The following is an 11,459-nucleotide window of genomic DNA, read 5'->3' as shown; positions in this document are numbered from 1 at the left end:
AGCCCCATCAGACGCCGCCGCCGCCTCATACGGCGGCCAACGAACGCATTCACGTCGGTCATCGGAATTCCCTAGATTCCCCAGGCTACGCAGGGACTTGAGTACCGGCGGCGCAGCGCCGGCGCGACCGAGCTTGCTCCGAGCGCGGCCGATCGTTTCCCGATCACTCCGAGGGCTGGCCGATCGGACCCGACCGTTCGCCGAGGCGGCGCGCGGCTACGCCTCAGGCCACCGGGCCGCTCCCTCGCCTACGGCAGGGCGTAGGCGATGACGTAGTCGCCCTTGGCGGCGCCCGGCAGGCCGCCGGCGCCGCCGGCGCTGATGACCACGTACTGCTTGCCGGAGGCCGGCGAGACGTAGGTCATCGGCGTGCCCGCGGCCGGCACCGGCAGCTTGCCCTGCCACAGCACCTTGCCCGTCGCGTTGTCGTAGGCGCGCAGGTAGGCGTCGGTGGTGGCCGCGCGGAACGAGACGCCGCCGGCCGTGGCGATCGTGCCGCCGACGCCGAGCGTGCCGATCGGGATCGGCAGGTTGCTCCGGAGGCCCAGCGGCGCCTGCGCCTCGGCCGTGCCGGCGGGCACCTGCCAGACGATCTGGCGGGTCTTCACGTCGACCGCCGTCAGCATGCCGTGCGGCGGCTGCAGGCAGGGCGCGAAGATGGGGCTGAACAGCCAGGTGTTGTCGGCCTCGTAGGCGACCGCCTTCATCGACTGCGGCGGCCGGCCCTTGGCGAGGCTGAGCGCCAGCACCGGCTTCTTCTTCGCCGACGGCGGGTTCAGCTTCACGCTCTGCGGCATGCGCACGTCGCTGAAGATCAGCAGGCCGCGCCGCGCGTCGAAGGCGGCCGAGCCCCAGTTCATGCCGCCGGCGTTGCCCGGATACTGCAGCGAGGCCTGCCTGGCCCCCGGGGGCGTGAAATCGCCGTCGTAGCGCAGGCTGCGGAAGGTGATGCGGCACAGGAGCTGGTCGAGCGGCGTCGCGCCCCACATCATCTTCTCGGAGAGCGCATCGACGCCGATCGTGGGCATCTCCACCGAGTAGGGCTGGGTCCGGGAGAGCCATTCGCCGGGCGCCGGGTCCTGCGGCACGCGCACCTCGACCACCTTGGTCAGCGGCGTCCCGGTGCGCCGGTCCAGCACGAAGATCTGGCCGCGCTTGGTGAGCTGGATCAGCGCCGGCGCCGTGGCGCCGTTCGCCAGCGGGAAGTCGATCAGCATCGGCTGGCTGGGGACGTCGTAGTCCCAGACGTCGTGATGCACGGTCTGGAACTTCCAGCGCTCGCGGCCGGTGGCGGCGTCGAGGGCGACGACGGACGACGAGTACTGCTCCGAGGCGGCCGAGCGGTGCGAGCCCCAGTAATCCGGCGTGGCGTTGCCCACCGGCAGGTAGACGAGGCCGAGGTCGGGGTCGAAGGCCGGCGTCGACCAGACGTTGGGCGTGCCGCGGCTGTAGGTCTGGCCCTCGGGCGGAAGTTTGGTGATGGCGGGGTTGCCCAGGTCCCAGGCCCAGACCAGTTCGCCGGTCTTGACGCTGAAGGCGCGGACCACGCCCGAGGGCTCGGCCAGCTCCTGGTTGTCGGCCACCCAGCCGCCGATGACGACCACGTCGCCGATCACCGTCGGGATCGAGGTCTGGAAGTAGAAGGCGCGCTTGATCGCGCCCATGCCGACCTTCAGGTCGACCATGCCGTTCACGCCGAAGCCCGGGCAGCGCTGGCCCGTCGCGGCGTCGAGCGCGAACAGTTCGGCATTGATGGTCGAGGAGATGATGCGGCGCGCGCAGAGCGGCCCGGCCGGCGCGGCGGCCGTCTTCGTGGCGGGGGACCCAGCGGCGGGGCTCTTCGCGGCGGGGCTCTTCGCGGCGGGCGGCGCCGCGGCGGGCGGCGCCGCGGCGGCCTTGGCGGCGGGGGCTGCGGCGATGGTCGCAGGGGCGGCCTTGGCCGCGGGCGCGGGAGGCGCGTCGTCGCCGACGACGACCGTGCCGCCCTTCACCGCCGGCTTCGCCGCCAGGGCGGCGTCGACCGGGCCGGACAGCGCGACCTTGGGCTGGGTCCCGTCCCAGTAGCCGACGCCGCGGCAGCGGTTCCAGAAGTGCGGCTTCACCTTCGGATCGTGACGCCACTTCTCGCGGCCGCTGTCGGCGTCGACGGCGATGACCACGTTGGTCGGCGTGCAGAGGTAGACCGTGTCGCCCACCTGCAGCGGGGTGTTCTGGTCCTGGCTGCCGCGCTGCGGCTTCTCGCCGGTGCGGAAGGTCCAGGCGACCTTCAGGTCGTCGACGTTCTCGCGGTTGATCTGGTCGACGGGCGCATAGCGCGAACCGCCGGGGTCGCGGCCGTAATAGCGCCAGTCCGACTGGGCGACGGCCGGCGGGGCGGCCGCGGTGGCGGGCGCGGCCACCTCGGCCTGGCCCCAGGTAAAGGTGGCGGGCAGGGCCGCGCCCAGCACGCCGATCGAGAGCACCGACAGCAGCGCCACGGCCGCCGCCGACTGGCCGCGCAGCCGGCCCTTGGGCGAAGCCGGGATCACCAGCAGCACGAACAGGCCGAGCACCGCCGGCGCGAAGAGGCGCGGCAGCAGCGGCCAGAACACGAAGCCGGCCTCCCACAGGCCCCACACGAGGGTGACGGCCAGCGTCGCGGCGTAGACCAGGCCCGCCGCGGGATGGCGGCGCACGAGCATCACGCCGGTGGCGATCACGGCGGCGCCCGCCAGCAGGTAGTAGGGCGAGCCCTGGAGGTAGATCAGCCAGCCGCCGCCCGCGAGCAGCAGGACGCCCACGAGAGCCACCAGGCCGCCGCCGATCGCCGCCCAGATGCGCGCCGGCCAGCCCGCTTCCTTCTCAGTCGCCATGCCCGTTTCCCCGAGTCTCGTGGATGAACCTTAGCAGGGTTTGCGCGTGCGTCATGGGGACTGGACCGGCCGCCCCGGTCGCGCGATCATCATACGCAAATTTCGAAAACAGAAGGGCTCGGGGAGATGTTGAACGCTCGGATGACGACTGGGATTCTGGCCGCCGCCGCCGCCGTGGGCGCGGCGCTGTTCGCAGGCGGCCCGGCCGCCGCCCAGATGGCGCAGAACGACTACGGCAAGCCCGACGCCTGGCTGTGCTGGCCGGGGAAGGCGGGCGACGCCTGCTCGGTCGACATGACCACCACCGTCATCAAGGCCGACGGCTCGTCGAGCGTCGAGGCCTTCAAGGCCGACCCGAAGGCGCCGATCGACTGCTTCTACGTCTACCCGACGGTCTCGAACGACCCCGGCCCCGTCAGCGACATGACCGCCAACGCCGAGGAGCTGAACGTGGTGCGCGCCCAGCTCGCGCGGTTCGGCTCGAAGTGCCGCATCTACGCGCCGCTCTACCGGCAGTTCACGCTGACCGGCCTGCGCGCGGCGATCGCCGGCAAGCCCCTGCCCGGCTCGACCGATCCGGCCACCCGCGCGGTCGGCTATGCCGACGTGGTCGACGCCTGGAACTACTACCTCGCCCACGAGAACAAGGGCCGCGGCGTGGTGCTGATCGGGCACAGCCAGGGCTCGGGCGTGCTGACCCGCCTGATCGGCAACGAGATCGACGGCAAGCCGGTGCAGAAGCAGCTCGTCTCCGCGCTTCTGCTGGGCACGAGCCTGGGCGTCGAGAAGGGCAAGGACACCGGCGTCTTCAAGTCGATCCCGACCTGCAAGAGCGCCAGCCAGACCGGCTGCGTCATCGCCTACGCCACCTTCCGCGACACCGCCCCGCCGCCGGCGAACAGCCGCTTCGGCCGCATCGCGGGCAACCCGGCGATGGAGGCGGTGTGCGTGAACCCGGCGAACCTCGCGGGCGGCAAGGGCGAACTGAAGGCCTACCTGTCGAACTCGGCCGCGCAGATCGCGGACTCGAGCCAGCAGAACCCGCCGTGGGTGAAGGGCAAGGCGAACCCGAAGACGCCGTTCGTGGCGCTGCCGGGCCTGCTGACCGGCCAGTGCGTGTCGAAAGACGGCTTCAACTACCTGGCGGCGCACGTGAACGCCGTCCCGTCCGATCCGCGGGCCGACGACATTCCGGGCGACGTGATGGGCCCCGGCGGCCCGGCGGCGGACTGGGGCCTGCACCTCATCGACGCCAACATCGCCATGGGCAACCTGGTCGACGTGGTGGCCGCGGAGTCGAAGGCCTACCTGGCGAAGAAGTAGCGATCAGCCGGCCAGACCGGCGGGCGTGAGAACGAGGCTGAGCAGGATCAGGCCGATCGCGGGGTAGGCCCATGCGCCCATCCCGCGGAACGCCCGCGCGATGGGGCCACGCCCCTCTTCGTGGACGGCCTTCAGGCGCAGGCTGTAGATCATCACGCCGGTGACCGAGAGGCCGGTCATGACCGCGCCGAACAGGAACCAGACGACCTTGGTGGCGAAGCCGCCCCAGGTCCCGAAGTGGAGCGGATCGGCCATCTCCGAGATCCGCTGGTGGACGCCCAGGTCCTCGCCGCGCGTCACCATCACGACGGCGCCGGTGTCGGGATTGAGCCAGACGGCGTTCGAGCGGTCGCGGACCAGCACGGCGTCGGCCTGGCCCTGCACGACCAGACCCCGCGCGCCCTTCGCCGAGGGGAAGCGCACCTCGGTGATGCGGAGCGTCGGGTAGGCGGCCTGGGCGCGGGCGATGAGGCGGTCCAGCTCAGGCCCGGCGGGCGCCGAGAGCTCGCCCTCGATCTTCGGCGGCTGCGGATGGTCCGGCGCGCGGCCCCCCAGTTCCTCGACCAAGTACCAGACGCCGGTGGCGATCATCAGGGCCACGAACCACAGGCTCCACAGGCCGCCCAGCCTGTGCAGGTCGCCGGTGAGGCGCCGCGCGCCGCCGGTCCAGTGCGGCCGTCGCAGGAAACCGCGCCAGAATTTCTTGTAGGTCACGAGGCCCGTGATCAGCGACACCAGCAGCAGCAGCGCCAGCGAACAGACGATGGGCACGCCGTAGTTCACCGGCAGCATCAGGTGGCGGTGGGTCTGGCGCAGGAAGCGGTGGATGTTGGCCCAGCCGGCATGGCCGGTCACCTCGGCCCGCCAGGGGTCGACGTAGACGCGCTCGATCCGCGACTTGCCGGTGTCGAGCCAGACCTCGGCGGCGAACCAGGGGTCGATGGGCATGTAGACCACCTGCAGGCGGCCGTTCGGAATCTCGGCCTGGGCCGCGGCGGCGATGGCGCCCAGGCTGGCCGGCGGCGCGGACTGCGGCGCGACCCGCATGGCCGGCGTGACCATCCAGTCGAACTCGTGGGCGAACACCGCCAGCGTGCCGGTCGCCAGGACGAAGGTCATGAAGATCGACAGCTTCAGCCCCGCCCAGCTATGCACGACCCACCACAGCGAGCGGCCCTTCGGACGGGTCCGGGCGGCGGGCGGATCGGCGGCGAGGGTCGTCACGGCGGACCCCTAGAACTTGCGGCGGACCTCGACGAACCAGGTGCGCGGCTCGCCGGGGAAGGAGCCGTTGCGCAGGCCGAAGCCGGACGCCGCGTAGGTCTTGTCGAAAAGGTTGTCGACGCGGAGCATGACCTCGCCGAAGTCGAGGGTGGTCGTGATCGAGGCATCGAAGACGGTATAGGGCTTCACCCGCTCGCGGTCGAAGCCGACGCGCTCGGAGACGTACTCGCCGCCGAAGCCGAACGCGGTGCGGATCGCCTCGACCTGGTAGCGCGTCCAGAACCCGACCTTGTGCCTGGGCGCGTTCACGAAGCGGTCGCCGATGGCGTTGGTGATCGCCTGGCCCGGGACCGTGCCGGTGACCTTGGTGTCGTTGTAGCCGTAGCTGAGCGTGAGCACCCAGTCGGGCGTGACGTCGGCCGACAGGTCGAACTCGACGCCCTTGGCCGTGACCTCGCCGATCGGGGCGAGCTGGTTGCGGCCGTTGACCGGCGGGCGGGTGGTGTCGGTCTGCAGGATGTTCTCGCGCACGATCCGATAGACGGCGAAGCCGCTCTGGACGCGGCCGCCCATCAGCGCCGTCTTCACGCCGCCCTCGTACTGCTCGCCCGTGACCGGCGCGAACGGCCCGCCCACCGCCACGTCCTGGCTGGCGGCGGCCTGCGGCTCGAAGGTGTTGGACCAGCTCCCGTAGATCGAGACGTCGTCGCGGGCCTTGAACACCGCGCCCAGACGCCAGGTCAGGTCGTTGTCCTTGTAGGCCACGCCGTTGACCTTGTTGCGGTCCTTGAAGCTGTCGTAGCGCACGCCGCCCACCACGATGAACCGATCGGCGATGGCGACCTGGTCCTGAATGTAGACGCCGGAGCGGCGGCTGGCCGTGGCCGAGCGGGTGTAGGGCCGCGCCTGGAGGCCATAGTTCGCGCCGCTGGTGCGGCCATAGACCGGGTTGGTGATCGACAGGTTCGGGACCGGGCCGCCGCGGGTGGGATCGACCGCCGTGCGCGAGAGCAGGCTGGTGTTCTCCTCGTACCAGTCGCCGCCGACCAGAACGCGGTGCTGGATGGCGCCGGTCGCGAAGTCGGCCGAGAGGTTGCCGCCGAAGGCCAGACCGTCGTTGGCGCGGCGCTGGTCGCGGAACTCCCGGCTGATGGTGTCGATCACGCCGTTGCGGTCGGTGTCGAGCAGGTCGCGCTGCTCGTGGTACTCCTGCGCCTCCTTGGCGTCGAAGTGGCGGACCTGGACATCGCCCTTGATCGGCCCGTCGGGGTTCCAGACCAGCGCGGCGCGATAGACCTCGGCGCTCGACTTCAGGAAGTCGCTCGGCTCGTTGTGATTCCACGAGATGTCGGTGAGGAAGTTGCCGGAGAGATCGACCGGGACGCCGCGCAGGCGGTTGCCGGGCAGGTTCTGGTCGTAGGCGGTGTACTGGGCGGTGAGGTCGAGGTCGTCCGCGACGTGCAGCGTCAGGCCGAGGTCGCCGATGAAGGTCTCGCTGGACGCGCCGCGGCGGAAGCTGTCGCGCTCTTCGTAGAACAGGGCGGCGCGGCCGCTAAGACGATCGGCCAGCAGCGGGCCGGTGACGTCGCCCGAGGCGCCGAGGCGGTCGTAGTTGCCGCCGATCAGCCGGACCTGGCCGCCGAACTGGTCCTTGGGCTTCTTGGTGACGTAGTTGATCGTGCCGCCGGGCGAGGCCGGGCCGTACAGCATCCCCGCCGGTCCCTTGAGCACCTCGACCCGCTCGATGTTGAAGACCTGCGGCACCGAGAAGCCGATAAAGGGGTCGCCGCGCAGGCCGTCGTAGTAGGTGCCCGAGCCGTCCTGGCGGAAGCCGCGGAAGGTCACGCCCGCGTAGGAGAAGAAGCTGACGCCGGAGATGTTGCGGTAGAGGTCGGTGATGTCGCGCGCGCCCTGGTCCTCGATGAGCTGGGCGTTGAGGATCTGGACGGCCTGGGGGATGTCGAGCGGATCGGCGTCGACCTTGCCGACGGTCGTCGTCTCCACGCGATAGAGCCGTTGCGCCCGGCTGGTGACGACCACCTCGTCGACCGTGGCGACGTCGCCGGCCCCGGCGTCCGCGGCCCACGCGGGTGCGGCCAGCACGGACACCGCCGCCGCCAGAACCAGATCGCTACGCATCTCGATCGTCCCCCGATCCGCCGCCGAGTGGCGCGGTGGGGCCGGTACTATTGCGAATAAATCGCAGTCGCAAGCCGATTGAGAGTCATTTGCAATTTGACGCAAAGAGAGGGCCCCGCGTGCGCCGCGGGGCCCTCCGGGTCGCCTGAAGACCTCGCCCCTCCACCACTCGCTCTGCGGCCGGCTTGCGCCGGCCTCGGCGAGCGGTCACCCTCCCGCCGCTGCGCGGGGGAGGTCAGCGGCCGGTGATCTTGCGGCCGGCGAAGATGCCCAGGGCCAGGAACAGCACGAAGCCGATCACGGCCAGGAAGAACAGGAACTTGGCGATGCCGGCGGCGGCGCCGGCGATGCCGCCGAAGCCCAGGGCCGCGGCGATGATGGCGACGACGGCGAAGATCAAAGCCCACTTCAACATGACGCTCTCCTCGAACAGGTATCCAAGGCCTGCGAAACGCCGCCACGGCTCCGCTGTTCCCGCCGCACGATGCCTTGTTTCGCCCCGGGCCCCGCGGCGGGCGAGGCCCGTCCCATTTTTGCCCGGCGAGCGAAAAGCTTCGGTTTTCGCGGGGTCAGGCGTGATCTAAGACCGGCGCAGATGGCCAAGAACCCGGAAAGCCCCCTCGAGCCCTTCAAGCGCGCGCTGGCGCACGCCGCGCGTTCGCTCGCCGAGACGCCGGACCTGGAGATCGTCTATTCGGGCGAGGGGCCGCAACTGTCGGGCAACCGGGCCGTCCTGCCCCACCCGCCCCGCGACCTGACCCCGGACGACGCCGCGCGCATCCGCGGGCTCGCCGACCAGATGGCGCTGCGCATCGCCCACCACGATCCGGCCGCCCACGCCAAGACCCGGCCGGCGTCGGGCGGCGGCCAGCCGATCTACGACGCGCTCGAGCAGGCGCGGATCGAGGCGATCGGCGCGACCGCCATGGGCGGCGTGAAGGAGAACCTGAAGGCGGTGATGAACCACGCCTGGCAACGGCGCGTGTTCAACGAGACCGAGGCGATGGCGAACCCGCCCCTGGCCGACGTCGTGAGCCTGATGGTGCGCGAGCGCCTGACCGGCGAGCCGCCGCCGCCGATGGCGCGGGCGCTGGTCGACATGTTCCGCGACGAGATCGAGGCCAAGGCCGGCGCCGATCTCGACCGGCTGGAAGGCTCGCTGCAGGACCAGAAGGCCTTCGCGCGGATCGCCCGCACCATCATCCGCGACCTGTCGATGGGCGACGACCTGTCCGACGCCCCCGAACAGCAGGACGACGCCGAGGGCGAGGACGAGGGCGAGGCGGAAGCCTCGGAGAACGACGAGGACGGCGACGGCGAAAGCCAGTCGCCGCAGCAGTCGGCGATGGACGAGGACGAGTCGCAGACGCGCGAGGCCGACGACTCCGACAGCCAGATGCAGCAGTCGGAAGAGGACCCCGACGCCGAGGACACCGACGACCCGCCGGAGATGGGCGACGGCGACACGCCGGCGCGGCCCGACCCGTCGGGCGACAACCGGGCGGTGACCTACAAGGTCTTCACGACCGCCCACGACGAAGTGGTGGCCGCCGAGGAGCTCTGCGACCCCGAAGAACTGACGCGCCTGCGCGCCTACCTCGACCAGCAGCTCGCCTCGGTGTCGAACGTGGTGAGCCGGCTCGCCAACCGGCTGCAACGCAAGCTGCTCGCCCAGCAGAACCGCGCCTGGTCGTTCGACCTCGAGGAGGGCCTGCTCGACACCGCGCGCCTGACCCGCGTCATCACCGACCCGACCTCGTCCCTCGCCTTCAAGGAGGAGGAGGACACCGAGTTCCGCGACACCGTGGTGACGATCCTGATCGACAACTCGGGCTCGATGCGGGGGCGGCCGATCATGGTGGCGGCGGTCTGCGCCGACATCCTGGCGCGGACGCTGGAGCGGTGCAGCGTCAAGACCGAGATCCTGGGCTTCACGACGCGGGCCTGGAAGGGCGGCTCGTCGCGGGAGGACTGGCTGAAGGCCGGCAAGCCCGCCCAGCCGGGACGCCTGAACGACCTGCGCCACATCATCTACAAGGCGGCCGACGCGCCCTGGCGACGCTCACGCCGCAACCTCGGCCTGATGATGCGCGAGGGCCTGCTCAAGGAGAACATCGACGGCGAGGCGCTGATGTGGGCGCACCAGCGGCTGATCGGCCGGCCCGAGGCGCGGCGCATCCTGCTCGTCATCTCGGACGGCGCGCCGGTCGACGACTCCACGCTGAGCGTGAACTCCGGGCACTACCTGGAGCGCCACCTGCGCGAGGTGATCGGAGAGATCGAGGCCAAGAGCCCCGTGCAACTGATCGCCATCGGCATCGGCCATGACGTGACCCGCTACTACAAGAACGCCGTGACCATCGTGGACGTCGAGCAACTGGCCGGCGCGATGGTCGAGCAACTGGCCGACCTGTTCGACGAGGAGATCCGCAGGGTCACCCGCAAGAACGCCAACCTGCTGGCGCCGCCGCCCAACACCCAGGGGCCGCAGGGCGGCGCCATGCGGCGCTCGAGCTTCAAGGAAGTGCGGAGGGCCACCGCGTGAGGCCGGCGGCGGGGCTCGCCGCGGGGCTCTGCGCCACGCTGCTGCTCGCCGCCGGATGCGCCACGCCGGTCGCGCCCCTGCCCGCGTCGCCGGTCGCCGTGGGCGCGGCGATACGGGTGGACGCCGAGGCCGTGCCGCTCGATCCGAACGACCCGTCGCGCGACCGCATCGGGGCCTTCGCCTACGCCGGGGGCGTGTCGATCACCTCGCGCGAGACGAGCCGCCTGCACGGCATGTCGGACCTGAAGGTCACCTCCGACGGCCGCCTGCTGGCGATGGGCGACCAGTCGGACATGCTGGAGGCGCGCATCGTGCTGGACGGCGCGGGCCGCCTCGCCGGCCTCACCGCCGCGACGCTGATCTCGCTCAAGTCGCCGGACGGGGCGGACCTGTTCGCCGGCGGCGCGCGCGAGTACGATTCCGAAGGCGTTGCGCGGCTGGCCAGCGGCGAGCTGATCGTGAGCTTCGAGCAGCACGACCGCATCCTCGCCTTCCCGAAGGACGGCGGGGCGCCGCGCGAGGCGCCCCGGCCCGACATCCGCTACACCGACAACAAGGGCATGGAGGCGCTGGTCGCGGCGCCCGACGTGGCGCCCGACGCCTAACGCGGCGGGCTGGAGGACAGTGGCCAAACCTATCTCTGACGCCTATCGAACGCCTGCGTCCGCGACCGCGACCTGCCGCTGGACGGCTCCGAACTGGTGGCCATGGACAACGTGCCGGGCGGCGGCCTCGCCTACCTGCTGCGCTCGTTCTCGCCGCTGCGGGGCAACACGGTGAAGCTGAAGGTGCTGGACCCCGCCGGTCGCCTGGTCGACCAGATGGAGATCGCCCGGCCGCTGACGGTGGACAACCTGGAGGGCCTGGCGGCCGTCGCCCGGCCGGACGGGGCCATCCGCTTCTACCTGATCGCCGACGACAACTTCGGGTTCTCCGAGGGCAGGCCCACGGGCCAGCGGACGCTGCTGATGGCGTTCGACTGGCGGCCGCGGGCGAAGCGGTAGCGACCGACGCGCCTGCCTGGCCTGCCGCAGACGGGAGAGGCGGGAAAGCAAAAGGGCCGCTGTTTCCAGCGGCCCCTTTCGGAAGCGACGAACCGGGCCGGGCGCTCAGGCCGCGGCGGTTTCCGCGAGCTTGGCCTTCACCTGGCGCTTGATCTTCAGCGCGCGGGCCGAGAGCACCTCGTCCTTGGCCTTCAGGAGCACCGCGTCGAGGCCGCCCTTGAAGTCGAGCGTGCGGAGCGCCGCGTTGGTCATGCGCAGGCTGAAGGTCTGGCCGAGCGCATCGGACTGGACCTTGATCGCGACCAAGTTCGGCATGAACCGGCGCTTGGTCTTGATGTTCGAGTGGCTGACGTTGTGGCCGACCATCGGGCC

General features: G+C 71.1%; 9 protein-coding genes. 4 read left to right on the top strand and 5 right to left on the bottom strand.

Features of this window, described 5'->3' with window-relative positions; all coding sequences use genetic code 11:
• Positions 1-248: 248 nt before the first annotated feature.
• A complete protein-coding gene (locus JNL41_RS12930) occupies positions 249-2,852 on the bottom strand; it encodes a PQQ-binding-like beta-propeller repeat protein (RefSeq protein WP_293475541.1) in 2,604 nt (867 codons plus the stop codon).
• A gap of 141 nt (positions 2,853-2,993) precedes the next feature.
• Here JNL41_RS12930 and JNL41_RS12925 point away from each other — a divergent pair, with 141 nt between their 5' ends.
• On the top strand, positions 2,994-4,175 hold the full coding sequence (locus JNL41_RS12925) for a DUF3089 domain-containing protein (protein ID WP_293475540.1): 1,182 nt from the start codon (positions 2,994-2,996) through the stop codon (positions 4,173-4,175).
• Positions 4,176-4,178: 3 nt separating this feature from the next.
• Here JNL41_RS12925 and JNL41_RS12920 read toward each other — a convergent pair whose 3' ends face one another.
• The 3 genes from JNL41_RS12920 to JNL41_RS12910 form a co-directional block, all read right to left on the bottom strand.
• Positions 4,179-5,399 carry a PepSY-associated TM helix domain-containing protein gene (locus tag JNL41_RS12920; RefSeq protein WP_293475538.1) on the bottom strand — a complete coding sequence of 407 codons (1,221 nt, stop codon included), beginning with the start codon at positions 5,397-5,399 and terminating at the stop codon, positions 4,179-4,181.
• Between the two features lie 9 nt (positions 5,400-5,408).
• Positions 5,409-7,538, bottom strand: a complete 2,130-nt coding sequence (locus tag JNL41_RS12915) for a TonB-dependent siderophore receptor (protein ID WP_293475536.1) — start codon at positions 7,536-7,538, stop codon at positions 5,409-5,411.
• 235 nt (positions 7,539-7,773) lie between these two features.
• Positions 7,774-7,953: a DUF1328 family protein gene (locus JNL41_RS12910; RefSeq protein WP_293475534.1), complete on the bottom strand. Its 180-nt coding sequence runs from the start codon at positions 7,951-7,953 to the stop codon at positions 7,774-7,776.
• A 180-nt stretch (positions 7,954-8,133) separates the two neighbouring features.
• Between JNL41_RS12910 and cobT the strand changes: the two genes are divergently transcribed.
• The 3 genes from cobT to JNL41_RS12895 all read left to right on the top strand — a co-directional run bounded on the left by cobT (position 8,134) and on the right by JNL41_RS12895 (position 11,087).
• On the top strand, positions 8,134-10,083 hold the full coding sequence (cobT, locus tag JNL41_RS12905; protein ID WP_293475532.1) for a cobaltochelatase subunit CobT: 1,950 nt from the start codon (positions 8,134-8,136) through the stop codon (positions 10,081-10,083).
• Positions 10,080-10,688, top strand: a complete 609-nt coding sequence (locus JNL41_RS12900; protein WP_293475530.1) for an esterase-like activity of phytase family protein — start codon at positions 10,080-10,082, stop codon at positions 10,686-10,688. Before cobT ends, JNL41_RS12900 begins: the two co-directional genes overlap by 4 nt.
• A gap of 72 nt (positions 10,689-10,760) precedes the next feature.
• On the top strand, positions 10,761-11,087 hold the full coding sequence (locus JNL41_RS12895) for an esterase-like activity of phytase family protein (protein WP_365698232.1): 327 nt from the start codon (positions 10,761-10,763) through the stop codon (positions 11,085-11,087).
• Between the two features lie 105 nt (positions 11,088-11,192).
• Here the strand turns inward: JNL41_RS12895 and JNL41_RS12890 are convergent.
• A partial coding sequence (locus JNL41_RS12890) for a bL28 family ribosomal protein (RefSeq protein WP_293475526.1) occupies positions 11,193-11,459 on the bottom strand: 267 nt, incomplete at its 5' end.

The organism is Phenylobacterium sp. (genome assembly GCF_016793285.1).
Classification (GTDB): Bacteria; Pseudomonadota; Alphaproteobacteria; order Caulobacterales; family Caulobacteraceae; genus Phenylobacterium.
The sequence above is the reverse complement of the archived record's forward strand: the minus strand, read 5'-3'. Positions and strand labels throughout refer to the sequence as shown.

Bases quoted from the DNA above. Each gene is read 5' to 3' on its own strand.
- JNL41_RS12930 (WP_293475541.1), bottom strand. From the start codon at position 2,852: ATGGCGACTGAGAAGGAAGCGGGCTGGCCGGCGCGCATCTGGGCGGCG.
- JNL41_RS12925 (WP_293475540.1), top strand. From the start codon at position 2,994: ATGACGACTGGGATTCTGGCCGCCGCCGCCGCCGTGGGCGCGGCGCTG.
- JNL41_RS12915 (WP_293475536.1), bottom strand. From the start codon at position 7,538: ATGCGTAGCGATCTGGTTCTGGCGGCGGCGGTGTCCGTGCTGGCCGCA.
- JNL41_RS12910 (WP_293475534.1), bottom strand. From the start codon at position 7,953: ATGTTGAAGTGGGCTTTGATCTTCGCCGTCGTCGCCATCATCGCCGCG.
- cobT (WP_293475532.1), top strand. From the start codon at position 8,134: ATGGCCAAGAACCCGGAAAGCCCCCTCGAGCCCTTCAAGCGCGCGCTG.